19 protein-coding genes and 1 riboswitch are annotated in these 26,653 nt (G+C 41.2%); of the genes, 8 read left to right on the top strand and 11 right to left on the bottom strand.

Going from position 1 to position 26,653, the window contains the following annotated elements:
* Nucleotides 1-3 precede the first annotated feature (3 nt).
* Entirely contained in the window at nucleotides 4-888 is an 885-nt protein-coding gene (locus tag ACXAFE_RS08260) for a LysR family transcriptional regulator (RefSeq protein WP_010559883.1), read from the bottom strand.
* A gap of 304 nt (nucleotides 889-1,192) precedes the next feature.
* Between ACXAFE_RS08260 and metE the strand changes: the two genes are divergently transcribed.
* Nucleotides 1,193-3,463, top strand: a complete 2,271-nt coding sequence (gene metE / locus ACXAFE_RS08255; RefSeq protein ID WP_475151170.1) for a 5-methyltetrahydropteroyltriglutamate--homocysteine S-methyltransferase — start codon at nucleotides 1,193-1,195, stop codon at nucleotides 3,461-3,463.
* Nucleotides 3,464-3,497: 34 nt separating this feature from the next.
* Here metE and ACXAFE_RS08250 read toward each other — a convergent pair whose 3' ends face one another.
* Together ACXAFE_RS08250 and ACXAFE_RS08245 are read right to left on the bottom strand one after the other, a co-directional pair.
* On the bottom strand, nucleotides 3,498-5,870 hold the full coding sequence (locus ACXAFE_RS08250) for a GGDEF domain-containing protein (RefSeq protein ID WP_010559885.1): 2,373 nt from the start codon (nucleotides 5,868-5,870) through the stop codon (nucleotides 3,498-3,500).
* Between the two features lie 87 nt (nucleotides 5,871-5,957).
* A complete protein-coding gene (locus tag ACXAFE_RS08245; protein WP_475151166.1) occupies nucleotides 5,958-7,649 on the bottom strand; it encodes a collagenase in 1,692 nt (563 codons plus the stop codon).
* 167 nt (nucleotides 7,650-7,816) lie between these two features.
* Between ACXAFE_RS08245 and pyrC the strand changes: the two genes are divergently transcribed.
* A complete protein-coding gene (gene pyrC, locus ACXAFE_RS08240; RefSeq protein ID WP_010559887.1) occupies nucleotides 7,817-8,854 on the top strand; it encodes a dihydroorotase in 1,038 nt (345 codons plus the stop codon).
* 62 nt (nucleotides 8,855-8,916) lie between these two features.
* Here the strand turns inward: pyrC and ACXAFE_RS08235 are convergent, their stop codons facing one another.
* The gene (locus ACXAFE_RS08235) at nucleotides 8,917-10,311 is read right to left on the bottom strand and encodes an MFS transporter (RefSeq protein ID WP_475151161.1); all 1,395 of its coding nucleotides are present in this window, start codon (nucleotides 10,309-10,311) and stop codon (nucleotides 8,917-8,919) included.
* A gap of 814 nt (nucleotides 10,312-11,125) precedes the next feature.
* On the opposite strand from ACXAFE_RS08235, the gene ACXAFE_RS08230 reads away from it, so the two are divergent.
* Both ACXAFE_RS08230 and ACXAFE_RS08225 read left to right on the top strand, forming a co-directional pair.
* A complete protein-coding gene (locus ACXAFE_RS08230) occupies nucleotides 11,126-11,800 on the top strand; it encodes a hypothetical protein (protein ID WP_475151158.1) in 675 nt (224 codons plus the stop codon).
* Entirely contained in the window at nucleotides 11,797-12,222 is a 426-nt protein-coding gene (locus ACXAFE_RS08225; RefSeq protein WP_475151155.1) for a hypothetical protein, read from the top strand. Before ACXAFE_RS08230 ends, ACXAFE_RS08225 begins: the two co-directional genes overlap by 4 nt.
* 484 nt (nucleotides 12,223-12,706) lie before the next feature.
* Here the strand turns inward: ACXAFE_RS08225 and ACXAFE_RS08220 are convergent, their stop codons facing one another.
* The 5 genes from ACXAFE_RS08220 to ACXAFE_RS08200 all read right to left on the bottom strand — a co-directional run bounded on the left by ACXAFE_RS08220 (nucleotide 12,707) and on the right by ACXAFE_RS08200 (nucleotide 19,361).
* Entirely contained in the window at nucleotides 12,707-13,741 is a 1,035-nt protein-coding gene (locus ACXAFE_RS08220) for a phospholipase effector Tle1 domain-containing protein (RefSeq protein ID WP_475151153.1), read from the bottom strand.
* 48 nt (nucleotides 13,742-13,789) lie between these two features.
* A complete protein-coding gene (locus tag ACXAFE_RS08215) occupies nucleotides 13,790-14,422 on the bottom strand; it encodes a lysoplasmalogenase (RefSeq protein WP_475151151.1) in 633 nt (210 codons plus the stop codon).
* Nucleotides 14,423-14,758: 336 nt separating this feature from the next.
* The gene (locus tag ACXAFE_RS08210; RefSeq protein ID WP_475151148.1) at nucleotides 14,759-17,557 is read right to left on the bottom strand and encodes an AAA family ATPase; all 2,799 of its coding nucleotides are present in this window, start codon (nucleotides 17,555-17,557) and stop codon (nucleotides 14,759-14,761) included.
* A complete protein-coding gene (locus tag ACXAFE_RS08205; protein WP_054980586.1) occupies nucleotides 17,557-18,108 on the bottom strand; it encodes a condensin complex protein MksE in 552 nt (183 codons plus the stop codon). Before ACXAFE_RS08205 ends, ACXAFE_RS08210 begins: the two co-directional genes overlap by 1 nt.
* A gap of 5 nt (nucleotides 18,109-18,113) precedes the next feature.
* A complete protein-coding gene (locus ACXAFE_RS08200) occupies nucleotides 18,114-19,361 on the bottom strand; it encodes a hypothetical protein (RefSeq protein WP_475151145.1) in 1,248 nt (415 codons plus the stop codon).
* Between the two features lie 194 nt (nucleotides 19,362-19,555).
* On the opposite strand from ACXAFE_RS08200, the gene nhaD reads away from it, so the two are divergent.
* Together nhaD and lysC are read left to right on the top strand one after the other, a co-directional pair.
* On the top strand, nucleotides 19,556-20,809 hold the full coding sequence (gene nhaD, locus ACXAFE_RS08195; protein WP_100913583.1) for a sodium:proton antiporter NhaD: 1,254 nt from the start codon (nucleotides 19,556-19,558) through the stop codon (nucleotides 20,807-20,809).
* Nucleotides 20,810-20,892: 83 nt separating this feature from the next.
* Nucleotides 20,893-21,066, top strand: a riboswitch (Lysine riboswitch).
* A gap of 130 nt (nucleotides 21,067-21,196) precedes the next feature.
* Entirely contained in the window at nucleotides 21,197-22,483 is a 1,287-nt protein-coding gene (gene lysC, locus ACXAFE_RS08190; RefSeq protein ID WP_475153598.1) for a lysine-sensitive aspartokinase 3, read from the top strand.
* On the opposite strand, the gene ACXAFE_RS08185 is transcribed toward lysC, so the two are convergent.
* The gene (locus ACXAFE_RS08185) at nucleotides 22,433-23,218 is read right to left on the bottom strand and encodes a 4'-phosphopantetheinyl transferase family protein (RefSeq protein ID WP_475151140.1); all 786 of its coding nucleotides are present in this window, start codon (nucleotides 23,216-23,218) and stop codon (nucleotides 22,433-22,435) included. The genes lysC and ACXAFE_RS08185 overlap by 51 nt on opposite strands.
* A 106-nt stretch (nucleotides 23,219-23,324) precedes the next feature.
* Here ACXAFE_RS08185 and ACXAFE_RS08180 point away from each other — a divergent pair, with 106 nt between their 5' ends.
* Nucleotides 23,325-24,656, top strand: coding sequence for a sodium-dependent transporter (locus ACXAFE_RS08180; RefSeq protein ID WP_475151138.1), 1,332 nt, complete (start codon nucleotides 23,325-23,327; stop codon nucleotides 24,654-24,656).
* Here the strand turns inward: ACXAFE_RS08180 and ACXAFE_RS08175 are convergent.
* Nucleotides 24,615-25,625, bottom strand: a complete 1,011-nt coding sequence (locus tag ACXAFE_RS08175) for a 2-hydroxyacid dehydrogenase (protein ID WP_475151135.1) — start codon at nucleotides 25,623-25,625, stop codon at nucleotides 24,615-24,617. The genes ACXAFE_RS08180 and ACXAFE_RS08175 overlap by 42 nt on opposite strands.
* Nucleotides 25,626-25,718: 93 nt before the next feature.
* Between ACXAFE_RS08175 and ACXAFE_RS08170 the strand changes: the two genes are divergently transcribed.
* Complete coding sequence (locus ACXAFE_RS08170) at nucleotides 25,719-26,603, top strand: NAD(P)-dependent oxidoreductase (protein WP_475151132.1); 885 nt, start codon at nucleotides 25,719-25,721, stop codon at nucleotides 26,601-26,603.
* Nucleotides 26,604-26,653 lie beyond the last annotated feature (50 nt).

Raw genomic sequence — 26,653 nt, 5'->3', positions numbered from 1 at the left:
TGGCTAACCCTTTTTTTGTTTGCAGGTATTTAAAAAGTGGCGATAAACCGGGTTGTCGCTCATGGTTTTTTTCATCGCTAAATACATCGGGCGCGATAAACCAAGCGCACCTAATGGAATTGACTTAATTAATCCTTGGCTTTCATAAGGGGTTACTAACCAATCTGGTAAAGCTGCAACACCCATACCGGCGCTTACAAGCTGAAAAATAAGCAAGCCTTGATCGACAGTTTTTAAGGTGCCATCGAAACGCGCATTTTGAATAAAGTGCTTAAAGATATCTTGTCTTTCGCGTGGAATAGGATACGAAATAATCGTTTCGTCTTTTAAATCAAGCGCGGTTACATACGCTTTTTTAGCTAGCGGATGATCTGGGCTGACAATTAGCTTTAACTTAAAATCAAATAAATGTGCGAACTCAAGGCGTTCTGTTTCACGAATATCAGATGTAAGTACTAAATCCAACTCATCGTTTAGTAGCTCCGGAATGGCGTCGTAGCTAAAGCCTCGCTCGTAATCTACCTTAATATCCGGCCAAAAGTTGTTAAATTCTTTAATTGTTGGCAATAACCAATGAAAACACGCATGGCATTCAACGCTTAAACGCAATTGCGAGATAGGTTGGTTTAAGCTTTCTTTTAATCTGCACTTGGTTGCTTCCACTTTTGGCAGTACATCATTTGCAAGCTCTAACAACAACATACCTTGTGGGGTAAAGCGTACGGGGTGTGTTTTACGCTCAAACAACTGACAATCGAGTTTGTTTTCTAAATCTTTGATTTGGTGAGATAAAGCAGATTGGGTTAGAAAAAGCTCTCGTGCGGTATTAACCAAAGACCCTGTCTCTTTAAGGGTTGCGATGGTTTTAAGGTGTTTTACATCAATCATCTTTAGGAATACTCATATTAAACTTGAACGACCGTGAGAGAGATTTGATACTAGCTGTTTATTTTTCATGTTTCAATGTTGATTTGTACATATCGTCGTCATTTTAATAATAAATTTCTATTTTATATATATGTATAGGTTATGATAGCGCTGTCAATTTGTGTTTGGTTTCTATGTAAAATTTTGATTTTGTTTTTTGTATTAATTTATTTCAAGTTAAATTGGAAAAACTTGCGATTTTGTTGAATTAAATTTACCACTAATATTTAGCCATCTAAACGTCTTAAATAAAAAGGATATCAAGATGGCAATTACAATTCACAACTTAGGTTTTCCACGTATCGGGAAAAAGCGCGAACTTAAAAAGGCGGTTGAGGCCTATTGGCGAAATGAGAGTTCACTCACAGAATTGCAAGAGCAAGGACAGGCAATTCGCAAAGACAATTGGCAATTACAGCAAAGCCAAGGTGTTGAGTTGTTGCCGGTAGGGGATTTTGCATGGTACGACCATGTACTTAGTACCTCTTTGTTGTTTGGTGTTGTACCAAAACGCCATCAAAGTAGCATTGGGCAAATTGATCTAGATACTTTATTTCGAATTGGTCGTGGTAAGGCGCCATCAGGCTGTGCTTGTGCAGCCAGTGAAATGACCAAGTGGTTTAATACCAACTATCACTACATCGTACCTGAACTGACTGAGAATCAATCATTTGAAATTAGCTTTACCGAGCTATTTGATCAGGTAAAAGAAGCGCAAGCGCTTGGTTATCAGGTGAAACCTGTATTGGTTGGTCCGGTAACTTATTTGCATTTGGCAAAAACTGTCGGCGAATTTGATAAGTTAGCCCTGTTGCCACGTCTACTGACAGCGTATCAACAGGTCTTAGGTAAATTAGCTGACTTAGGTGTTGAATGGGTGCAAATAGATGAACCTATTTTAGCGTTAGAACTTACGACGGAATACCGTTTAGCGCTTACAACAAGTTTTAATAAATTGCATGGACAAGGTGTAAAGCTGCTGCTGGCAACGTATTTTGGTTCAGTAGAAAACTACCTTGATGATATTACAGCGTACCCAGTCGACGGCGTGCATTTTGATTTGGTTGCCGAAGCGCAAGATATAGAGAAGATTAACGAGCGCATAGCTAAAGATAAAGTATTGTCTTTAGGTGTTATAAACGGCCGTAATATTTGGAAAACGGATCTTGAAACGGTTTACAACCAAATACAACCGATCGTTTCATCACGTGAGCATGCTTGGTTAGCACCTTCGTGTTCGTTGTTGCATACGCCTGTTGATTTAGCCTTAGAAACAACGCTTGATAGTGAAATTAAATCCTGGCTTGCCTTTGCAAAACAAAAAGGCCACGAATTATCGTTATTGAAGCAGGCCTTGCTATCGGGGGATGTAACTTCAATTATTGACTATTCAGCACCAGTGAAAGCGCGTGCGAAATCGCCTCGTGTAAACGATGCCGCAGTGAAGTTACGCGTTGATAGCCTAACCAAGCAAGATGGTGAGCGTACGAGCCCTTTTGCTAAACGTCAGTTGGTTCAAAAGCAAGCGCTTGGTTTACCTATTTTACCAACGACTACTATTGGCTCTTTCCCGCAAACAACGGCTATCCGTGAAGCGCGTCGCGATTTTAAAGTCGGTAATATTAGCGAAGCCGATTACACGGCTCAAATGCAAAATGAAATTTCTTATGCCGTTGCACAGCAAGAAGCTGTGGACCTTGATGTGTTAGTTCACGGCGAAGCAGAGCGTAATGATATGGTGGAGTATTTTGGCGAGCTGCTCGAAGGCTTTGCCTTTACCCAATTTGGCTGGGTGCAATCGTATGGCTCGCGCTGTGTTAAGCCACCGATTATTTGGGGCGATATTAGCCGTAAACACCCAATGACGGTTAACTGGACCGAATATGCACAATCACTCACTAATAAACAGATGAAAGGCATGTTAACAGGCCCTGTGACGATTTTGTTTTGGTCGTTTATCCGCGATGATCTTGATAAACCAACAATTGCCAATCAAATCGCGCTGGCACTGCGCGACGAAGTGGTTGATTTAGAAAAAGCGGGCATAAACATTATTCAAATTGATGAACCTGCATTTCGTGAAGGCTTGCCGTTAAAAGCATCAAAGTGGCAAGACTATTTAAACTGGGCGGCGTATGCGTTTCGTGTATCGGCATCTGGCGTAAGCGACAGCACGCAAATTCACACCCATATGTGTTATGCAGAATTTAACGATATTATTGCGGCGATTGCCGATATGGATGCAGATGTCATTACCATTGAAACGTCGCGTTCAAATATGGAATTACTTAACGCATTTGAAGATTTTGATTATCCCAACGAAATTGGCCCTGGCGTTTACGATATTCACAGTCCGAATATTCCAGAGGTAACGTGGATTAAACAGTTGATGAAAGAGGCTGCGAAAAAAGTGCCGGTGGAGCGCCTTTGGGTAAACCCTGATTGCGGTTTAAAAACTCGTGGCTGGCAAGAAACCCAAGCAGCACTTAAAAACATGGTAACCGCAGCAAAAGAGCTCAGACAAGAGCTCGCATAAGTCACGTTTGATATGCAGGAAAATTGAGTTTGGTTTAACTCAGTTTTCCTGTGGTTAAAAAGGTAAACGCTTGTTTTGCAGGCATAGGTTTTGCCACCAAAAAGCCTTGACCATATTGGCATTTAGTTTGTTTCAGTACATCAAGCTGGGTTTGTGTTTCAATTCCTTCAGCTACCACGTCAAATTCAAGGGCGCTGGCAAGCGTTAAAATAGCATCAACCAATGGGTGGTTTTCGCCGCAGTTAAGGTTATCAATAAAGCTTTTATCAATTTTTAAAATATGAATAGGTAATTGATGCAAATAACCGAGTGCTGAATATCCGGTACCAAAGTCATCTAAACACAGTTTTACGCCACAGGTTTTCAGCTTTTCAATAATTTCAGTTGCAAGGGAAAGATTTTCAATTAGCCCCGATTCAGTAATTTCAATGCATAAACTACCTAATGGCAATTTGTATTCAAAGTAAAGACGCTGAATAAAATCAGCAAACTCTAACGTTGAGAAATGCTTAGACGATACATTAACGGTCACTTTAAAGTCTTCAGGTAATGTGCCGTGCCAAAGGCGTAATTGTTTTGCCGCAAGTTCTAAAATATGTAAATCAAGGGCGAGGATTTGTCCGGTTTCTTCTGCTAGTGGAATAAAATCAGCAGGTGAAATAAATCCACGCTCGGGGTGATGCCAACGCACTAACGCTTCAAAACCAATGATTTCACCCGTTTGAATGGTAAAAATAGGCTGATAGAAAAGCGCAAACTCGTGTTTGTTCATACCACTTTGAATATCGCTTTCTAACAGTGCTGCGCCTTTTAGTTTTTGTCGCATAGTGTCGTTAAAAAACTGTACTTTGCCACGGCCAAGTGATTTTGCTTGGTACATTGCGGCATCTGCTCGCTGCAAAATTTTATAGGCTTCGTCGGTGTCTTTGTTGGCAAAGGCAACACCAATGCTGGTTGATGCTTGCAGTAAATGGTCATCAATTAAAATAGGATCTTTCAGCGCGAGCTTTATGCGCTCAATTACAGGTGTAACGTCTTCAGCGCCAAAAATATCACACAGTAAAATAGCAAACTCGTCGCCACCTAAGCGTGCAAAGGTATCGGTTTCGCGAATACATTGACCAATAATGTTGCAGATCTTAACTAAAAATTTATCCCCGACTTGATGGCCTAAAGTATCGTTAATCATTTTAAAACGATCAAAGTCTAAATAGAGCAGGGCATGAATTTTAGGGTTATTACTGCGGCCAAGTGCGTTAATAGCAAGGGTTAAATGGTCAATTAACAATGCACGGTTGGCAATGCCCGTGAGTTCGTCATGCATTACTTTGTGTTGCAATGCTTGCTCGGCGAAAACGCGATTAATTACAAGGCGAATTTGTTGGCTAATATAAGTTAATAAGTCTTTATCATGCTCGGTGTAGCTAACGCTGTGGTTGTAACTTTGCACCACAATAATGCCTGATAGCTCGTCGTTTAATTCAAACGGTACACCAAGCCAAGAATTAGGTTGTGCACCAATTAAATCAAAGTCACCGTTATCAATATGGCGTTGGTATTCATCGCCATTGATCAGCACGGCTTGTTGTTTATTGATGGCATAAACCGATGCGGTTTTTTGTATTTGTGCATTGCTAAAGCGTTTTAACGTAATACGCTCTACGCCATGCTCAATAATGTAAGGAATTTCTAAGCCACGGGTTTGTTTATTGTAATAACCAATAAACAAATTTTCGGCAGGCAGTAAGGTTTTAACAATGTCGTGCAGGCCAGTATAAAAACTGTCCATGGTCTGCGAATCTGAACTTAAGTTGGCAATTTGCAACATGCCTTTTTCAAGCAGCTGTGCGTAGTTAAGCTGATTAATAGTATCGGTAAGATTGGCAACCGTTTTACATTGATCAATTTTAGCGCTAAGCATGGACGCAACGGTTGTTAAAATACTTAAATGATCGGCAGTGTAGTAGTCTTTCTCAGGGTGTTCGCAATCGATTACGCCAAGTACTTGGCCGTCGTAAACTAGTGGTACACATATTTCCGAAAGCACGTTGCCGCTAATATCTAAGTAACGCTTGTCTTGTGATACGTCGCTAATAATTTCGGCGCAGCCGGTTTCAAACACATGGCCGCAAATACCTTCTGAAATCGAAATTGCGAGCTGTTCGTTTTCAATATCATTGTGTTTATGAATGGATGAAACTTGGTTGAGTATTTGCTTTTCTAAATCGGCGATAAAAATTGAGCACTCATCAAAACCGAGGCGTTTAACTACTTGATGCGTCACGTAGTCGTAGAGCTCGTCTAGATCAACAATACGAATGAGCGACGAAGCAAACTCGTTAATAATACTTAACTGATTAGCTCTGGTGGTAATTGCGTCTACATTGTCGCCCGATGAATACTGCATAAAAGCGCTTGCTAGCCGTGTGTTATTAGAAATTAACACAAATGTAACTCAGCAAGCACTTTTGCTCAATAAAAGTTTGTTTTGCCTTTATAAAATATGATTATGCTCGGCGTTAATTTTAAGCGTTTTAGGCATTAAATAATCGCGATATAAATAACGATATAGTCTATTTGGCTTTTCTTTTTGCGTCGCTTCTTGGTGTGGATTACTTTGTTTATAGCTTGCTAAATAGTGTGCAAACTTATCGCTGTGTTTCACCACTAAACTGTCAAGTAGTTCACTGTAGCCATCAAAGTAGTCAGTACGTAAAAAGTGCGCTAACTGACGATAATCATTTAAGGCATTTTCTGATAAATAACGATGCGCTAGATACGACCATTGATAAACACGTTTAGAACCATCTTGGTAGGTAGTGTCAAAGACTTCACGCAAGGTAGGCCATTTTGCTTGCTCAGTTTCATGCAATAATTTATTTACGCGGTCGTTGCTTTTACCCTGTGCAATTAATTCAGCACCACCTTCGCTCCACCATACCAAGTGACTAGGGAAGTGCCCAAAACCATCGTATTTATTAAAGCGGCCATCTAAATAGTGCACGTATTCATGGTTTAGGTTCCAAACCGAAAAATCTTCTTTCCAAAATGCTTTAAAAGAATAAAAAGTAGCTTGGTTACCGGGCTTGCTTGGCTTACCTTCAATGTACATACCGCCATTGTCGGTGTTGATATCAAAGATCATTTGGCCGTGTTGGTTGTAACCTGTGTAGTTATCAAAAATTACAACGCGCAGCGCTTCATTAAAATCGTTTGGCACAGGTTGACGGTTGGTGGCATATACGTCATGGAAATGTGATTCTTGCGAAATTAAACGCTCGCAACTGATATTAAGTTGCTCGGTAGACAAGGTTTGTGCGCGAATAAACAGCGAATCGGAACACTTATGGTTAATTGGCAGGGCATCATCAAGTGTAATTTCGCTGCAGCGGCCTTTAAACTCCTCATCACAAGCTGATTTACCACGGAAGCTATTAACTAAATAACGCTGTGAAAAGATAAACTCTTTATTTGTGTTTGGGTTTTGCTCAAGTGCCGCCCACACTTTTTCATCAAGTGCTTTTTCAGCTGCTTCATCATCTAAAATATAATGGATGTAACCAAGTGCCCAAGCCGCGTGCGCTTGCTGCCAGCTATTCTCGTTTTGAAGTAAGTCGAGTAACTCTTGCTGCCACTTAGTTTGTGCAAGTACCGCTTGTTTAATCTCATCCTTACTGCGTGCTTCAAATGCTAAAAAGCCAATAGCGCGAAGTTGTTCCCACTTAGCATATTGCGCTGCAAGCGGGCTTGCATCGCTAAGCGCTACATTTGGTAATAAAGGTAAGTGTTTAGCTAATTTATCTTTTAAATCATCAAAGTAGTAATAACGGTAAAGCGTTACCGCGTAGTTTTCGATGGCGCGATAGTCGTCTTTAGCGATGGTTTGCATGCGGGCAAACAACGCGCTATCAAGTGCTGTTAATTGCTCAGCTGTTAAATTTTTCGTATTGCCAAAATAGCTAAAACCGCGCAGGGCATAAAGGGTTTCATTAATGTCGGCGCCAGCGTTTAAGTTGGTAACTAGGGCATCAAAGTCACTGCTGGTTAAACCTAATTGCCAATAAGCTTGTGTGTTAATTGTAATAGGGCTTTGTAAAAGCGTGCCTGTTGGCTCGTTGATTGTCGATGCACAACCCGAAGCAAGTAACCCTGTTAATAACAGAGAAGTAGCGCGTGTTAGTTTCATTTTTGGTCTCTATTTTTATTAATGTGTGCGCTAACTTATCAAAAAGGGATATTGTATACAATTATTATCGATAAACCTCCATGCTAGCGCTTTACAGCAGCATCACAAGTCAATAAGATCACCACAATCGGACGTTCGTCCGCTCACCGTCAATAAAAGGTAGGATCATGACAGACACAACTGCTAAATTAACCATTACTCGCCCAGACGATTGGCACATTCACTTACGTGATGGCGACCAGTTAAAAGACACCGTACGTGACGTAAGCCGTTACATGGGTCGCGCGATTATTATGCCTAACCTTGTACCACCAGCAACTTGTACTGATTCTGCCCTTAGCTACTACGAGCGAATTCAAGCGCACAATAACAGCAATTTTGAGCCGTTAATGGTGTTATATCTAACAGATAAAACAACGCCAGAAGAAATTAAAAAAGCGAAAGCGAGCGGTAAAATTGTTGCAGCTAAACTATACCCAGCTGGCGCAACTACTAACTCAGATTCAGGCGTAACCTCAATTGAAGGCATGTACCCGGTATTTGAGGCGATGGCTGAAGTAGGTATGTTGTTACTTATTCACGGTGAAGTAACTGATTCAAGCATTGATATTTTTGACCGCGAAAAAGTATTTATTGAAAACATTCTGTGCAAAATTGTAGATGATTTCCCAAATCTTAAGATTGTACTTGAGCACATTACGACGAAAGATGCGGCAGAGTTTGTAGCGGCAGCAGGTGATAATGTTGCAGCAACGATTACAGCGCACCACTTACTGTATAACCGTAACCACATGCTAGCAGGTGGCATTCGTCCACATTATTACTGTTTACCAATTTTAAAGCGCAATATTCACCAAGAAGCGTTAATTAAAGCGGCAACAAGCGGCAGCAAAAAGTTCTTCTTAGGTACGGATTCAGCGCCACACCTTAAAGATAAAAAAGAAGCATCATGTGGTTGTGCTGGTTCTTACACTGCGCACGCTGCACTTGAACTATACGCAGAAGCATTTGAAGAAGCAGGCGCATTAGATAAGTTAGAAGCGTTTGCGAGCTTTAATGGCCCAGATTTTTATGGTTTACCACGCAATACCGACACAGTGACACTTGAAAAAGACACGTGGCAAGTACCAGAGTCATACCCACTAGGCGATGACGTGGTTGTGCCTATTCGCGCAGGCGATGAAATCACGTGGAAAGTGAAATAACAAACATTATTCCAAATGTAAAAAAGCCCGCTATTTGCGGGCTTTTTTGTTATTTAAATAAGTTAGCTTGAAGCTTGAGTTTTATTATCTTCATTCGTTTTTAGCGTTTGCTGTGAACTTGCATCTAAATCTGGGTGTTGCTGCTTAGTAAACTCTTGGTCATCAAATTCTTCATCGTCTAAATCTTCTTGAGAGTGAGTGTTTTCCTCAGCCACTACCAGCAATTGCTCGTGCGCTGTGGTTTCTTCAATACGCGGATCCATAGTTGCAGCCAGTGGCGATGCGGTTACATCGGATGTACCCACCACATAATCGCTTGGCTCGGGTTGTTCCGCTTTTTGCTTAGAGTTAATAAAGCTTAGCAGTGCAAACATCACCACAGTGAGTACCGCAGTTGAACCGTACAAAGCTTGGTGACCAAAAAACGCCATAATTTGCGCATTCACCGCCGAACCAATCGCCGCACCAGCGCCAAACATAATCAGTAAGGCTGACGATACACCTACACGATCTTCATCTTCTACACGCGAGTTTGCCAGTGCTGATGAAAGCGGGTAGAGCGTAAAGGCAAATAAACCAAAGGCGAATGTCAGACCATAAGCGATGTATTGCGTAAGTGGCAGCAGAAATAGACCAAGGCTTACCGCACAAATAGCAACTGCATTGGTGCGAATTAAAATACTACGACGAATTTTGTCGGAGATAATTCCCATAGGCCACTGCGCCAGTAAACCTGCAAAAATGGTGATTGACATAAATAATGCAATTTCTTGAGCGCTAAAGCCCGAAAGGCTTGCAAACGTAGGTGCCAAGCCATAAAAACTACCATTAATAATGCCTGCAAAATGCACTGCCGTAAGCGACTGTGGTACTTTTTTAAAATAGCCAAATAAACTCACTTGAATTGGTTTGAGCGGTTTAGGGTGAATACGCCGAGTAATAGAAATTGGAATAATACCAAGCGACAACGCCATACAGACTAAAAAGAGCGGGGCATAACCGAGCTCTGGAAAACGCGATAGCGCTAATTGACCAAGCACCATGCCAAGGTAAGAGGTGATCATATAAAACGAAAACACCCGGCCACGGGATTCGGGCGCTGCTTGCTCATTAAGCCAGCTTTCTAACACCATGTAATTACACATCATGCTAAGGCCAACAATTAACCTAAGCACCAGCCAGAGGTAAATATTGTCACTGAGCGCATGAGCTGCCACACAGGCCGTAACAGCGGCGGTACTTGCCACAAAAGTACGAATGTGACCAACAGACTTAATTAAGTGATAACCCAATTTAGAACCAAGTAACAACCCTAAATAATAAAATGAAGTGAGTAAACCAATCCAAAATGTAGAGACATTGTGTTGGCCTAAATAAAGCGCTAGGTAAGTGGTGAGTAAACCCGTTCCACCAATCAAAAATAAGTTTGTGAAATAAAGCGAAGGGAATGATTTCATTGAAATACTTTTTTACACGGTTAGGCAGTAATACTAGAGGATTGAGAGGGGATTTCCAAGGGATAAGTTGGGACAATTTGATAAAGAAAAAAGTTAATGCTATGACGATTTAAACCACAGAGTAAAGCAAACCGTTGTTAAGCAACTTCATATACACTCCCTGTTTTTCATAAAGCCCATCCATGGGCTCCATGTTACTTTTCTTTGCTTCGCCAAAGATAAAGTAACCAAAAGAAAGGCGACCGCACTATCAAACTTTATCCTCAAAGCAGCTTTGAATTTTTTGATAAACGCCATGAAGCGGCATCCATGCCTAAGCATGGCTTACTCGACTCGCTTCGCTCCCTGTCTCGGATTATCAATTCAAAGTTGATTTGCGGGTTTGATAAAAGCGGAAATGATTCTTAGCGATAACCTTCAAGTCGCAATTGAGCGACCTACGGTCATTGATAAAACTAACGTCATTACACACATTGCATTACGAAGACCTGCTTTTGTTCATGAACATGGCACGTTATGTAAAAAACATATTTGGCTCAATTATGCAGATGTAAAAAACAACTGATTGATACTTAATGCTAAAAATTGAACATTAAAATTACATAACGGTCCTCTAATGGCACGATTAAGTCATGGCTCGTTTATCTAAATCCAATTTTACATTGATAGGGCATAAAACTACTGGTAATCTACTGAAAATATTAAATAAATAATTTATTGGTGTGCCAATATTAGGTTGTGGATAACTTCCTTAAATCGAAATGCGCATTAATAAGCTGTTATGCCCTATTGAAACTCTAATCATGGAGAGATAATGAAAACTAAGATTTTGAACTTACAATTCGCTTTCTTTTTGAGAGACATTGTGGATCGTCCTGATATTGACTTTGGAGATTTGAACTCTAAGCTCCTCAATATATTTGATGCAATGCCTCAGATGATCCCTACTCCAAGAGAACTTCCGCCCGAAGTTCCTGTAATAATCCTCAAGTCCAGCAATGGAAGTTATAGTTGCAATATTTCACGCTCAAGAATTGATTTTACGTTGTCTAGAATAGACGATGAAAAGTCAAATACAGACTTGCTTAAAGATTTTAATGTTAAGGTTTCTGGATTGATTAAGTACATCTTAGAAAAACAAGAGATTGTGCGTTTTGGAATGGTTTCCAGATACTTTCATAAAGACAATATGGCGACTAGAACACTCAGAAATAAATACTTCACGAATGCCGTAGATGGTTCAGAAGAGCTAAGCCTACGATTTAATAAGCAGGCTGATTCGTATGGATATAAAATTAATGACATCGTTGAAGTCAGTGCTGTTGATGCCATAACAAACGGTATTTCTGAAAAAGGTATATTATTAGTTCGAGATATTAATAATAATCCAAAATCAGGAAGTCATTTTGACTACTCTACATTGCTAAAACTTTCTGAAAAATATGCTCCCCGACTTTCTGAGGGAGAGATTGAGAGGTTGATAAAATGAGCACCTCTAGTACTTCAACGAATACGCCCTATGCAGGTGTTAGTTCTTCATCATCCCCTATATCTCCGCATGACTATGTGCCTACACAGCCTTTATCTCTATCAAATACCAGCGACTCTGGATTTACAACTAAGGAGGTTTTGATTTTTGGTGGAGGGCTCGTTCTGACAGCGGTGATAACTTACTTTTCGACGTTGATTTCTGTAAATGCTGATATTTCTAACAATCGAGAGAATATATCTGTCATAAAATCGGATGTTAGTCATCTTCAAAATGATATGGCTAGCGCTGAAAGCGATATCGCGAAAAATGAAGACGTATCTTCTAAGGTTGGGATTTTAGAGGTTAAAATTATAGGTATGGAAAAACAGCTTGATGCACACATTGGCTCTACAAACAAAGAAAAAGGCATAACAAAGTAATTTTACGGATTCGCGTTGCTCACCGTAAATTACGGCGTTGCGAATGTCAGCTGCTTGCGCTGAAAAACCTTCAGAAACAAGTGTTTAGGTTCACTGCTTATCCCCCTTAATCAAACCTGAAAAGAATAATTGAAGAGCAATTGTCAGCAAGGATGCTGGCAAAAGCATACCTGAGATAGGGATATCGATTGTATGCTGTTTGCGTCCATTTCAATTTTTCTTTGAAGAGTTAGTTTGATTTTAGGGGCACGTTTTTTACGAAATACATCCTTGTATTTCACCCTACGGGCCAGCTTCGCTGTTCAAATTTACTCCCGATAAATTTGTGGTTCGTTTTTGTCGTGTGACAAAAATGAACAAGAGGGCGCCATGGATGGCGCAAGATACCCACATGGAAGCAAAGCCGCCCTTTGGCTGTCGTCGCCAGCGCGACAAATGCTAGATTGAAGCGAAAAGGTTAAGGATTACAACCAAACCAAATACATCACAACACGGAATATTCCCTCATCCCCTCTATACCAAAAATCATCCCACTGCGTTCACCATTAGGTAATAACAACTGAAATGGCTTATTGCGAAGCGCAATTGGTCGGTAATCGGCGATAGCTTGAAAACGTTCTACCACGCTGTAATGTACCAGCGGCATACAGTCTTCCAAGCAATCAACGCGCACTTGCCGTGGGTTTAAGGTTTTTGATGACATAAAACCAGTGCGGGCTTTTTGGTGCAGTGGGCCATCAATTTGCGGGAAAATAGCGATATCGTCAGAGCCGATAGAGACCTCATTCTCACTAAGTTTTGAGTAATCGACTTGATGAAGTTCAAGCACTTGTAAACCAAAGCGCTTTGCCTCTTCAAGCATATAGCTTAGGCAAATATCGGCAAGACCATCGTGCCAAAAGCCGCCGCCAATATCTGCATGCACACCAGCAAACCACACTTCTTTTACATTAGCACCTGGTGCCATCAGCAGGGGTTGAAAGGCAATACGGCATTCATCTATCGCAACTAAATGCACTGCCTGTTGAATTAGCGGGCTTACACTGTTGTTTTCAAATACGACATCGCTTGCAGGCTGAGTGTGTGCGCTTAAATCAGGCATGCCGATAGACGCAACAGTGTCGTATACCCCTAAAAAAGTGATTTTTCGCCCTTGCTCAGTGAGTTTGCTGGCAAAGCGCCTTGCAATTGCGGCTCCGCGGCTAAAACCAAAAATAAAAATGTGGTCATCACCTCTAAGAGTGAGGTAGTCATTGTAGGCTTGGTTGTAAATGCTTTCTAAATCAGCGTATTCAGGTGCAAACATGGTATTAAACACTTGGCTTAACCAATTGCCGTAGGTGCCAATGCCCGCGTAATAAAAACTTTTTTGCTGATCAAAGGCGTGGCTTGTATTTACTAAATCACCACCGCAAAAAATATGGGTTTTTAAAATATTGCTGATGCTGCTGTTGTAAAATACATCATCCACATCACTGGGTTCGTTGCAGGTGCCATCGAAGCAAAATACGGCATTCATTTAAAACAGTCCTTGTTAATACTCGTTATTTTATAAACCCATTCAAGGCTAATTGGTTAAGCTAAGTGCAATCATACTTTGCGCGATGTAGTAGGTTGCTAAAATAGCAGGTTGGCTCCACGCATACTCTTTAACAAAACGGCGATACGCTAAAATTGAGTCTGACACCATAAAAAACAGCGCGCCAACAAAGGCGTAAAGGCTCATGTAGTGCCACGATAGCTGGAAGAAGTTGTAGCTTGTAAGCACCATTAACGTCAGTGCCGTTGCATAGGCATAAACCGGAATACGCAACTTACCTAAATGTTTATTTAAAACGGCAATGAGTATGCCTGCATAGGTTAATAAAAAGAGCAGTAACCACGCATTAAACTCAAAGCCTGTGGTGTCGGTAAAGGCAATCACATAGGCTACATGAGCGATAAAAAACGCGATAAGCCCTTGCAAAAAGTAGTCTTTTTTCAACATTAAAAAAATGTCGCCAATAAGTGAAAAGACTAATCCGCCAAATACCCAATAGTGAACAGGGGTAAAGGTGTTAGTTTGCAAATACGCAAGGCAAATGATCAAAATGGTGGTTAACGGCTTAAAAATATAACAGAGTGCATCTTTTTTTAAGCTATCAAAATAAATGTGACTGTATGCCGAAATAAAAATAAAAGGCAGAAGTGTACTAAACATAATTAACGGTTTTACAACAAAATTGTGTCCAAAATACGCAAGAACTGCGAAGAACTCAACAGTTTAAAACAAAAAGCGGCACTTATTTTGTGCCGCTTTTAAATAACGTGAGCTTTGATTAAATCAGCTTGCAGCTAAACTACTTTCAGTATCGCTTACTGCAATCCAATCGTTTTCATCTACCCAGTTTTGTTTACCATCACTTACTGTACGGATAGGCACGATGTATTCGCAGCTTACCTGTGGTTTAACTGAAGCGAATATAGGTAAAAGAGAACAAAACAAAAAGCGGCACTTATTTTGTGCCGCTTTTAAATAACTTGCGCTGTGGCTAAATTAGCTTGCTACTAAATTACTTTCAGTGTCGCTTACTGCAATCCAGTCGTTTTCATCTACCCAGTTTTGTTTACCATCACTCACGGTGCGAATAGGTACAATGTATTCACAGCTTACCTGTGGTTTAACCGAGGCAAACAGCGGCACAAAACCAAAACTATATGCGGTTTCAATAATCGCTTGTTGGTTTTGCGGGTCGATATCTGCTGCTTCATCAATGTAGATAGGAATACGGTATTTGCTTTGTTCTTTATCTGCCAATAAGTAGCGAATAAATAACATGCCGCATAGTAGCTTAATGGTGATACGGGTACCGTTTGACCCAGCCGAGTCGATTTTATCAAAGGTATCTTGCTCACCTGCGCGATTGACCACGACAAAGCGAATATCAAATAAATCACTTAAAGTTAAACCGCCATTACCGGTGGCAAGCTCAATTAAATGATCTTTTGCGCGATTAATCTCTTTTTCGTCAAACGCTTGTTGGCTCAGTAAATCGAGCGTGTCGCCGTTATCGAGCTTATTCGAGGTAGAGATAATGGTATCAATACTTTCAATAAGCTGTTTGCGCGGTAAGACTTCAATTTTAAAGCTCTGTAAGTTTGAAATACGGTGCTGGCTAATGCCGCTATTAAAGCTGTTCATTTCACGGCGCAGGCGATCTAAATCTTCGCGCAGCCCTTTAATGGTGGCAGCTACTTCGGTCAATGCCACACGCGCTTGGCGTTCAACCGCTTGTTGCTCGTTATCAAGGTTATGATAGGCATTAATCACTTTTTGATACTTTAAGTATTCGTCGGTTTCGCCATCAAATTTTGTTAGGCCTGCGTTATAAATATGCAGGTAGGTATTTGATACGTTAACTGCAAAATTTCTAAGCTCATGACAGTCTTTGTTAAAGCCATGAATTAAATCGGCTAAGTTATCAAAATCAATGGTGATATCAATTGGGTAGGGCGTTGACTTACCTGCGTAAAAATCAAGGGTATGGTCAATACGCTCTGATTTTACTTGCGCTAAACGGGCACTTTGGCGCGCCAGCATATCGCGGTTAGCTTTAATAATTGAACGTCTGTCGGCAATGGTGGCAACGGCGTTTTGCACTTCGCTGAGTAACCCTTCTACCTCCTCTTGCTCGCTCTCAAGTTGTGACAGTAATAACTCTTGCGCCTCAATTGATTCCAGCATAGTGGTGTATTTAGCAAATTGACTCAGTGCGGCTTCGTGCGCCATTACCGTTTGGTAAAGGGTTTCTTTTTCTTGCTTTTTACCTTCTAAATCAACGGCAACGTCTTTTTGCGCCAGTAATTCCTTAAGCGATGTTTCAAATGCATTAATTTGCGCTTTAATGGTTTCTTTATCATCGCCCGATTGCATTTTAAGTGCGTTTAAGCCCTTTAATGGAATATCAATACCCGGCAATTTAGCCACATTGCCTTCAATTGAGCGGGAAATTAAATCAAGCAGTTCACTAAAGGCAGTTTCATCATGAATGGTGATGTCGTTTTTACCCGACGTTGCCATGGTCATAATATCGTGGTTAAGCAGGCACGAAATATCCTCTACTTCTTTCAGCGATAAATCTTCACGCATGCGAGTGAATAAGTTGTACTCAAGGTTTTTAAGCTGCTGTTTTAAGCTCTTAATTTGCTTGGTGGCATCTTTAATGCGGAAATCTAGGGTAACAAGTGATTGCCCCTCGGCGCTGGCAAGGGTATGTGAAAGCGCATCGTATTCTTTTTTAACTTGCGAAAGCTCGCCTTTTAACTGCGCTTCGTTAACTAGCTCAAACTCATTTTTGAGGGTAGAAAATTCACTAAACCAGGCATCGAGTTGGGTGCGTTTACGCTCTATTTCACGAAGTTGTCCGACATACAGGCTTTGGCGCTGTTCAAACTCGATTTTCTCGCTTTCAATGCCTTCTAGCTGCTCGGTGATTTCAATTAGTTTGTTGTCGTTAAAATCGCTGTAATCAATTAAGGCTTTATCAATTTTTGGCGCAAAGGCCGCAAGTTTGCCTTTTAGTGCGCTTTGGTGCTCTAACATGCTTTCAAGCGCGGTAATGGCTTCGCCGTTTTGTTCAAGCGCTTTTAACTCTATTTTTGCACGGTTTACTTTTTCAAAGGCGCGTTGCCACACATCGTAAAAGTCCACCTTGGCGTTTGACATATGACGTTCAAACACTTTTAACATAAAGCGTTTTACATCTTGCGCGCCAAGCTTATGTAAGTTAAGAATTCGGCGGAAGATCTCTTTATAAATTGGTGCATCATGGGCATGATTTAGCGGGATCATTTTAAGGTTAAGCACGCTATCAAACGGTGTTGCTCCGCCAGTTAGCAGGGCATTTAGCTCTTGTGCTTTAAGCTCATACGGGGCGTAACCTTTTTCACCTAACTCTTTAAATAGCTGAGTGTATTTTAAAATGCGTTTGTTTTGTGTGTAGTCGGCTAAATCTAATTTGCCGTGGTAGCAAAAATACTGGTAGCCATAACCTGCTACTTTACCAAGGCCTGCTACACCAATGACTACTGGGCCATGGGGGAGTTCTGCTTCTAGTAGAATATACGATTGATCAGACGAGAAATAGAATTTACGGGTTTCGTCGAGGTCGTGTCCGTCCCATTCGGTTAAACGCAAATCGTTAATTAGCGGAAACTGTAATGCGTTGATAACCGAGCTTTTACCTGTGTTATTAGGCGCACAAATAGAGCTACTTTTATTGAGCGGGATCACACATTTTGCGTAACCTGCAGTATTTAGTAGAGCAAGTTTGGTTAATCCATATAACTCAGTCATTACACTTGCTCCTCGTCCATGTGACTTTGAAAATTGCTAATGTCGTTTAGGGCGTCTAAATAGCGGTGCGCTGAGGCAAGAATACGAAAACCCAATTCAGTTTCCCGGGCAACACCAAGTCTTACCATACGTAAAAATACATCACGGCGCATATCGCTACCCGAAAAGATCTCTAGCTGGTCAAATAAGTGTTTATTGTTTTGCACTAAGGTCATCATCAGTTCAAGGTCGATATCGCTATCGAAAAGGGCAACCAGCGGATCTTTACCTAGGTTGGCGTAGTGCTCAATCAACACATAAATGGTAAGGGCGAATGAGCGTGAGATTTTACCCATATTTGGGGTGCCATCATCTACTTGCAGGTAATAAAACCCGCGGGCATCGTGAACAAGGGTTTGGCCAAGAGCAGAAAAAAGCGCTTCATAAGCATCAAATTCTTGATCAAGTTGTTGAAATAGTTGGCTGTCTTGCTCGCAAATATGGTAGCCAGACACCAGTTTTTTGTTAATTGCTTTAAGCTCTGTAAGCAATGATAAATCGATTTGAGACATATAAATTAATCCGATGAAACTGAACGTGCGAGATACGGCTTGAGCGTAAGTTGTTTATTGCCACTTTGAATGGTCACTTGCTCGCCGTGGGAAATAGCGAGCGTGTTATCGCTTGCTAGTTTTTGGTAAAGGTATAATAACTCGTCAGTTTCTAGTTCATCATAGGTGGTCGTTAAGAAATCCATAATAGACGCTTTTTTGCTGCGTTTAGCTTGCGTAAAGCGTTGTTTTACTTGATTGTAATCAGGAATGTTAGGTGCAGTGTACTGATTTACCGTACTCATATCCGGTAATTCGTACTCGTCGTGTTCAAATTCAGCAAGCTCGGCCATGTACGCAGTGATTTGGTTGTTAGAACCAAGCGATAATCGCTGCGCCTCTGAGCTGAAATATGGCATAAATTCGCCAAGGATTTTATCCACCCCTTGTTTACGAATAAGCGCAAGTACCTCTGAGGTTTGCTTGGTTAGCTGGGTATTGCGGCGCAGTTCTTCACGCAGTGGCAATAATACATCGGCACTTTTGGTAAGAGATTGCTGACCAATTAAATACATATCTAAAATACGGCTGCGTAGTTGCTCTAGCTGGCGTTTCTCGTGTTTAAATTTGCCGAGGGTGGTGAAGTGAATAATCAAGTCACTCAGAGAGGCTTCAATTTGCTCAAAACACAGCTTAAATTCGCCGCCAATATCGACCATATTTAGCATTGGCTCGATGTATTCATCAAATGCTTCAATGACCGCTTTATAGCGTTTTGCCAGCGTTAAATTAGAGTCGTTAGATTTAGCTTGTTCAACAAGGTTAAAAATAGCGTTATGATTATGTTGGAATAATTTAACAATTTTACGCACGCGCTCGTCCATAATGCGGGCGTTTCGTTTAATTTCCATTTCATCGTCGTTAAAGCCAGCGTTAGATAAACGTTGGTTTAAGCGCGCCAAATCGTCAACGAGTACGTGAATCTCGCCAATGAGGCCAAGGCTTTCTTCTTGCAATAAAAACTGCGAGAAATCGGCAATAGCACGGTTAATTTCGAGCTGCGACGATTTAGCTAAAGGTATGATGATCTCTAGCTGGATCAACTTGTTAATTTGCTTAAATACCGCCTCGGAAGAGAGTTTTGGTTCTAACTTTTTTAACAAGCTTTGGGCATCTTGGAAGCTAAAATCGCCAAAATCAAAGCGTTTAATTAGGGCTTCAATCAGTGACCAATTGTCTACCAAGGTTGCTAGAATTCTTTTAGGTGGGATCATATTTATCCACGTTAACTTGATATCTATCCAAAAAGTAAATTTTTTATAAAAAAAATGTGTAATTAGACTAAAACCGTAGTGGTTTTAGGTAATCTTCAGTGCTACACTTCGCGCCGCTCAACAGGCTTCTTATCGACCGCAGGTTGGGTGTTCGTTCAAATTTTTAACTCAACTCTACAGGTTAAAATAACAAGATGGTGTCAGGTGTTATTCTCGCGCTGATAATAATCGCATTCGTGCTGATTGTTATAGAGGATATTATCCATGTAAACAAAGCCAAAACAACGCTATTTTTTGGAACTTTGTGCTGGATTATTCTCTTTATTTCCCCTTTACATGGGCAAAGTCCAGAATCTGTTCAAAAAGAACTCGATCATAATATTTTAGAAATTGCGACCTTGTGGTTGTTTTTGATGGCAGCGATGACCTTTGTTGCATATTTAAACTCCAAAGGGTTTATTCAAAGCTTGGTGCATAGGGTATTGCCTAATGAAATGAGCGAACGCAATTTGATGTATTTAATCGGTGCGTTTGCATTTTTCTTCTCGTCGATTTCTGACAACATCACGGCAACGCTGATATCGCTGGCGGTTGTGATGTCGTTAAAGCTTGATGCCAAAAAACTCATTAAGTATGCCACGCTTATTGTATTTGCAGTGAACTCAGGTGGGGTATCGCTTATCACCGGTGATGTAACTACTTTAATGATTTTCCTTGCAGATAAAGTCACCATTGCTAACTTATTGTTGCTTGTGGCGCCTGCTGCGTTATCGGTATTTATTTTAGCGGCAATGCTAAGTATGGGAATGAAAGGCACTATTACGTTTGAAAAAGTAGAGCTACGCCGTATTGAAAAAACCGATATCACCATTGCCTGTATCTTTGTTTCAACCATCGTAGCGACGCTGATGTTTAGTGTGTGGTATCACATTCCGCCATTATTAACCTTCTTATTTGGTTTATCGCTAATGTTCTTAGTTGCGCAATTCTTAATGCGTAAAAAAGACGTGAATAAAAAGATTATCGATTACGTGCGCGAAATTGAGTACGACACTTTATTATTCTTCGTAGGGGTATTACTGCTTGTTGGCGCGATGAAAGAGATTGGTGTGTTGAATCAATTTACCCACCTTTATGAAGTGCTTGCACCTGAATATGCAAACTACTTTATGGGTATTTTGTCAGCGGCTGTTGATAACGTACCGCTTACTGCAGCACTACTAAAAGCAGATATCGTAATGGATACACGTCAGTGGTTAACCTTTACCTATGCAACCGGTGTAGGCGGTTCAATGCTGATTATCGGTTCAGCTGCGGGTATTATTGCGATGAGCAAAATTAAGGAGCTTACCTTTGTAAGTTACCTACGCATGTTTATGTATTTGATGATTGCCTACACCATTGGTTATTCATCATCGTATTTAGTTGGTTGTTTATTTCTTAATTAGTGATTGACAGCTAGACGGCTAAACGGTAAATTTCAAAAGCCTTCTTTTTAGAAGGCTTTTGTTTGTGTGCTTAGTAAGTATTCAAACACAGAAGAGGTGCATTAACCAGGTAGTAGATTCGAGGGCGCATTCCCGACGACGGTCTATCAGGGGGTTAACTGCCGAGGAGTGATCTGGATTTGTGGCCAGCTTGCTTCGGTTCTAGAAGTTGAATCTTCGGGACTGTCACCTGTACCAGGTGGAGAGCTTCTGGCAGAGACTATCCTGATGTAATCAATCACGTTCCTTGCCAAGTTCTCCTTATTAAGATTTAAAGGAGAGACCGTGTCTAATTCGAGTATTAATGTAGCAAAATTTGGTGGTACCAGTGTCGCAGACTATGACGCTATGGTGCGCTGTGCTGAAATTGTTATATCAAACCCAAGCACCCGTTTAGTTGCCGTAAGTGCAAGCTCTGGTGTTACCAATCATTTAGTAAGCCTTGCAAATGACGATTTAACAGAGGCTGCGCGCCAAGAACATATTGACGCCGTGGTAGCTATTCAGCACAAAATTACTGAAAAACTCACATTAGATGACGACATTACCGAAGGTTTTTTAGCAACACTTGAAGCGTTTAAAACCTTTGCATTACAAAACGAATTTGATGACAAAGCAAGCGACGAGCTATTAAGTTTTGGTGAACGTTTATCATCGTATTTATTTACCCAGGTTTTACGCAGCTTAGGCGCACAATCGCTGCGCTTTGACGTACGTGAAGTGCTAGCGACCAATTCACATTTTGGTAAAGCAGAACCGAATGTTGAACGCACTCGTGAATTAGCACAAGCAAATTTATTGCCGTTATTAAGCGAAAACATTGTAGTTACCCAAGGTTTTATTGGTGCCAATAGCCAAGGTGATACGACAACGCTTGGCCGTGGTGGCTCTGATTACAGTGCAGCATTATTGGCTGAAGCGGTTGATGCAAAAGCGGTTTACATTTGGACAGACGTAGTGGGCATTTTTAGTACAGACCCTCGTTTATGTGTAAAAGCGGCGCCGATTGCCAAACTGAGCTTTGATGAGGCGGCAGAAATGGCAACCTTTGGCGCTAAAGTATTACATCCAGCCACTATTTTACCAGCAAGTCGCAGTGGCATTAGTGTGTTTGTTGGTTCGAGCAAAGCGCCAGAGCAAGGTGGTACTTGGATTGAGAAAGAAAAATCAGAACAAGCGGGCATTCGCGCGGTAACCCAGCGTAAAAATCAAATACTATTAACGGTTAAAAGCCCTGAAATGCTACTTGCGAGCGGCTTCTTAGCACGTGTTTTCACTATTTTAGCGAAATACAATATTTCAGTAGATTTAGTTACTACATCTGAAATTAGTGTCGCGTTAACGTTAGATAACGCGCCAAATGCATCGCGTCCGGAGTTGGAACAAGCTTGTCTTGATGAGTTAAGCGAGTTTTGTCATGTAACGGTTGAGAATAATTTAACCTTGGTGGCATTAATCGGCTCTGAAATTCAATTACGCCACGGTGAAATTAACTTAATGGGTGTACTCAGTGATTTTAATATTCGTTTAATTTGCCATGGCGCAAGTAAGCACAATCTGTGTTTCTTAGTTGAGCAAAGTGAATCAGATAATGTGGTGCAAGCGATTCACAGCCGTTTGCTGGAAGCCTGTTAAATCGGGTTTAAGGGAAACTTCAACAAGCGCTGGTGGCTGTTTAACAGTGATTGGCGTTGCCAAACTAAAATCAAACCCATTAATTTGGCAGCTATAGGCTGCTAAATTATGTTTTGCATAACCGTGATATACATTAGGTGAAAGCAGCTGGGCAATTGGCATGGCAACAGCTTTAGCAAGGGCCTCTTTTAATGTCCAAATACGAAAAAAAGTATCGGACATAGGGGTTGCCGCTTCAATTTCATTAATTTCATCAATATGATAAAAGTGGTTGGCTAATTTTAAAAAAGGGCGCTTTTGCGACATAAACTCAAGGTCGATGCCCATACGCTCTGGCTCATGTGCTAAATACACCGCAACCCAGCCTTTGGAATGACTTATCACCAGTGACAGTGGCACGGTGTTGTTTTGATATTTAATTACCAAACGTGCAGTGTGTTCATCAAAAAAGGTGGTGAGTTCAGCTGCTTCATACGCAAAAAACTGTTGCGCTAATTGCTTAATTAAATAACGCGAGGCTAAGTATTCGCGTTTAGCGCTTTCTAACTTGCGCCTTTCTAAAATGCTAATTTCATGCGCAGATAATAAACTTGTGATGTTTATTTGGTCGAAATTAAGGGCTTGGCTATTGGCTATAACTAAATTAATTGGTGACTTAGGGCTTAGCACGCTAAAATGCGCGCGCTCAGGCGAGATGCCTGTAATTGGTGGTTTTTTGTTGTTAATCGTTTCCATACCCGATAGATTAGTCTTTTAGCCAAGCGCAGTTTTACAATTTGCTGCAGTATATCTTGCTTGGTTACGTAAGTCGTGGTGTAGATAATAAAAATAAGAGTTCAATATGGCACAAATTAGAGATGGCTTTCAAAGTCGCTTAGGTTTTGTATTAGCGGCGGCAGGTGCCGCGGTTGGCTTAGGTAATATTTGGGGCTTCCCAACACAAGCGGCAAACCACGGTGGTGGTGCATTTTTGTTGGTTTACTTTATTGTAATTTTTTTACTGGCGTTACCTGCGCTTTTTACTGAACTCTATATTGGCCATAGTGCACAAGCGAACCCCGTAAAGGCGTTGGCTGAAGCGTGCCAATCTACCAGCAAGAAAATGGGCGCGGCAGCAGGTTATATTGGCCTTGGCGGCGCCATTGTGATGCTAAGCTTTTACAGCATTGTTGCTGGCTGGATGCTTGCATTTGCACTTGAACCAATTGCCACATTCTTTGGCCTTACCGACATTGCATACTTCTTAAAATCAGATTCAATATTGCGCAACTTTATTTTTACGCCGTTGATGCTGATATTAACCGCCAGTATTATTTTGAAAGGGGTTAAGTCGGGTATTGAGGTGTGGTCGCGCCGATTAATGCCGGTTTTATTGGTATTACTGCTTACGTTAATTGCCTACATTGCGACGTTAGATGGCGCGAGCGAAGGGTTTAATGCTTATTTAGTGCCTGATTTTAGTAAAGTCACTGATCCAGATTTAATTATTGCTGCCATGGGGCAAGCGTTTTTCTCGTTATCGCTGGGTGTTGGCTGCATGATGATTTATGGCTCGTATCTAAAACGAGATGCTAACGTAGCAAAAATGTCGATTTCGGTTGCCATGCTTGATACCAGCGTTGCCTTTTTGGCGGGCTTGCTGATTATTCCAGCACTTTATGTGGCACAAGCGCAGGGTGTTGAGATTATGCAAGGTGGTAAGTTGATTGGTGAAGGGCAATTAATTTTCGCTGTGTTACCTCAGCTGTTTGCTACCTTAGGTGCCTTTGGTTTAGTGGTGGCGTTTGTATTTTTTGTATTAATGTCGATTGCATCGCTAACGTCAACGATTTCATCGACAGAAATTCCAGTATCGTTTTTAGTCGAAAACCATGGTTTTAATAGAAAACCTGCAACTTGGCTGGTAACGGTTATTGTGGGTATTTGTTCAAGTGTGATAATCGTTAACTTTGAATGGTTGTTTGGCTTAGTGATCACCGTATTTACCCAATATCAATTACCACTAATGGGGTTATTCTACTTTGTGGTTGTGGGGTGGCTTTGGAAACGCGGTAATCAACTGCACGAATCAAACAAACTTGGTTACAAAGTGCTAGCAAATTATATTCGTTTTATTTGCCCAATCTTAATGTTAGCAGTGTTTGCTAACGTGGCATTTAACTTCATTAGTTAATGGTAAATTGGCAATAAATTCATTCACATTGTTGAGTGTGGTCGCCACAATTTCGCTCATTGCTTCTTGTGTGAAAAAGCCTTGGTGGCCTGTGATCAGCACATTGGGAAAGGTGAGTAGACGCTGAAATACATCGTCATCGATAATTTCACAGCTCATATCTTTAAAAAATAGTTCTGATTCTTGCTCGTACACATCAAGCGCTAAATAACCTAATTTGCGCGATTTAAGTGCACGAATACACGCAGCAGTATCAATTAATGCGCCGCGACTTGTGTTTACTAGCATCACGCCCGGTTTCATTTGCGCAAGTGCTTGCTCATTGATGATATGCAAAGTGTCGTTGGTAAGTGGGCAGTGCAGGGCAATAATATCTGATTGCTGGTATAGAGCCTCTAGGCTAACGGGGGTTGCGATATCACTTTCAGCAAAGGGATCAAAGTAAATAACCTCAGCGCCAAACCCATTTAAAATTCGAACAAATGCGCTGCCTATTTTGCCAAGGCCAATTACGCCAACGGTTTTATTATGCAGGTTAAAGCCAAGCAGTCCGTTTAAATCAAAGTTGTTTTCTTTAACGCGGTTATACGCTTTATGTGTTTTACGCGAGAGCGTTAAAATAAGCGCTAAACAATGTTCGGCAACCGCTTCAGGGCTGTACGCAGGCACCCGAACCACGGCCATTTTGCACTGATTTGCGGCTGGGATATCCACGTTATTAAAACCTGCACAGCGCAGTGCAATGAGCTTTATGCCAATTTCGTTAAGGGCGTTAATCACTGTTTCATTAAGCGTATCATTAACAAAGCAACATACCGCATCAAACCCCTCGGCAAGTTTTACTGAGATTTCGTTAAGTGGCTGTGTAAAATATTCAGCTGTTATATCGTTTGGCAATTGGCTGTCAAATGCGCTGATATCGTACTTTTGCGCGCTAAAAAATGCAATGCGAAATGGTGCTGTAGTCATATAGATATCCTTGGCAAAATGTAGGCCTATAATTCAATGTGTTAAATGATTATACTCAATTGCAGTTTTGTAAAGATTAAAAGTGAGTAAGTTATGTCGTTAAAAGTTGCGTTTATTGGCCTAGGTGTAATGGGTTACCCAATGGCGGGTCATCTTAAAAATGCAGGCTATGAAACATGTGTTTATAATCGCACCACTGCAAAAGCGCAAAAGTGGGCCAATGAATACCAAGGTCGCTTTGCCGAAACGCCAAAAGCAGCATCTGAAAACGCAGATTTTGTGTTTATTTGCGTTGGCAACGACGATGACTTACGTCAAGTGGTAAAAGGCGAAGATGGCATACTTGCTGGACTAAAACCGGGCGCGGTTATTGTAGATCACACAACGACATCGGCAGAAGTTGCTAAAGAATTGACTCAGCTTGCAAAAATGCAAGGCAATGATTTTATAGATGCGCCTGTTTCAGGCGGACAAGCTGGCGCAGAAAATGGTGTATTAACCGTAATGTGTGGCGGTGATGAGTTGGTGTTTGCAAAAGCGCAACCAATTATGGCGGCATTTTCACAGTTTAGCCAATTACTGGGGCCGGTTGGTTCAGGCCAACTTTGCAAAATGGTTAATCAAATTTGTATCGCGGGTGTGGTACAAGGGCTTGCAGAAGGCATGCATTTTGCGATGAATGCAGGGCTTGATGGTGAAAAAGTGGTTGAGACCATTGCCAAAGGCGCTGCGGGCTCGTGGCAAATGGAAAATCGTCATAAAACCATGCTTAAGGGCGAATATGAGTTTGGTTTTGCGGTTGACTGGATGCGCAAAGATTTAGGTATCGCGCTAGATGAAGCACGTAAAAATGGCTCACAGCTACCAGTAACAGCAATTGTTGACCAGTTTTACAGTGAAGTACAAAATCTTGGTGGTGGCCGCTATGATACATCCAGTTTATTAGCGCGTTTAGAAGTAAGTAAAGGCAAAATCTAGCTACACATAAAACGCCGCTAATTGTTACAAAAATAGTGGCGTTTTCAGTT

The sequence above is a fragment of the Pseudoalteromonas sp. ABV4_021 genome (assembly GCF_056159365.1).
This window is presented reverse-complemented; position numbering and strand designations above follow the sequence as displayed.

Excerpts from the sequence above, each read along its gene's own strand:
- nhaD (WP_100913583.1), top strand. The coding sequence starts at position 19,556 with ATGGTGTCAGGTGTTATTCTCGCGCTGATAATAATCGCATTCGTGCTG.
- ACXAFE_RS08225 (WP_475151155.1), top strand. The coding sequence starts at position 11,797 with ATGAGCACCTCTAGTACTTCAACGAATACGCCCTATGCAGGTGTTAGT.
- lysC (WP_475153598.1), top strand. The coding sequence starts at position 21,197 with ATGGTGCGCTGTGCTGAAATTGTTATATCAAACCCAAGCACCCGTTTA.
- ACXAFE_RS08230 (WP_475151158.1), top strand. The coding sequence starts at position 11,126 with ATGAAAACTAAGATTTTGAACTTACAATTCGCTTTCTTTTTGAGAGAC.
- ACXAFE_RS08210 (WP_475151148.1), bottom strand. The coding sequence starts at position 17,557 with ATGACTGAGTTATATGGATTAACCAAACTTGCTCTACTAAATACTGCA.
- ACXAFE_RS08205 (WP_054980586.1), bottom strand. The coding sequence starts at position 18,108 with ATGTCTCAAATCGATTTATCATTGCTTACAGAGCTTAAAGCAATTAAC.
- ACXAFE_RS08220 (WP_475151153.1), bottom strand. The coding sequence starts at position 13,741 with ATGAATGCCGTATTTTGCTTCGATGGCACCTGCAACGAACCCAGTGAT.
- metE (WP_475151170.1), top strand. The coding sequence starts at position 1,193 with ATGGCAATTACAATTCACAACTTAGGTTTTCCACGTATCGGGAAAAAG.
- ACXAFE_RS08175 (WP_475151135.1), bottom strand. The coding sequence starts at position 25,625 with ATGACTACAGCACCATTTCGCATTGCATTTTTTAGCGCGCAAAAGTAC.
- ACXAFE_RS08215 (WP_475151151.1), bottom strand. The coding sequence starts at position 14,422 with ATGTTTAGTACACTTCTGCCTTTTATTTTTATTTCGGCATACAGTCAC.
- ACXAFE_RS08180 (WP_475151138.1), top strand. The coding sequence starts at position 23,325 with ATGGCACAAATTAGAGATGGCTTTCAAAGTCGCTTAGGTTTTGTATTA.
- ACXAFE_RS08200 (WP_475151145.1), bottom strand. The coding sequence starts at position 19,361 with ATGATCCCACCTAAAAGAATTCTAGCAACCTTGGTAGACAATTGGTCA.
- ACXAFE_RS08245 (WP_475151166.1), bottom strand. The coding sequence starts at position 7,649 with ATGAAACTAACACGCGCTACTTCTCTGTTATTAACAGGGTTACTTGCT.
- ACXAFE_RS08185 (WP_475151140.1), bottom strand. The coding sequence starts at position 23,218 with ATGGAAACGATTAACAACAAAAAACCACCAATTACAGGCATCTCGCCT.
- ACXAFE_RS08260 (WP_010559883.1), bottom strand. The coding sequence starts at position 888 with ATGATTGATGTAAAACACCTTAAAACCATCGCAACCCTTAAAGAGACA.
- ACXAFE_RS08235 (WP_475151161.1), bottom strand. The coding sequence starts at position 10,311 with ATGAAATCATTCCCTTCGCTTTATTTCACAAACTTATTTTTGATTGGT.
- ACXAFE_RS08250 (WP_010559885.1), bottom strand. The coding sequence starts at position 5,870 with ATGCAGTATTCATCGGGCGACAATGTAGACGCAATTACCACCAGAGCT.
- ACXAFE_RS08170 (WP_475151132.1), top strand. The coding sequence starts at position 25,719 with ATGTCGTTAAAAGTTGCGTTTATTGGCCTAGGTGTAATGGGTTACCCA.
- pyrC (WP_010559887.1), top strand. The coding sequence starts at position 7,817 with ATGACAGACACAACTGCTAAATTAACCATTACTCGCCCAGACGATTGG.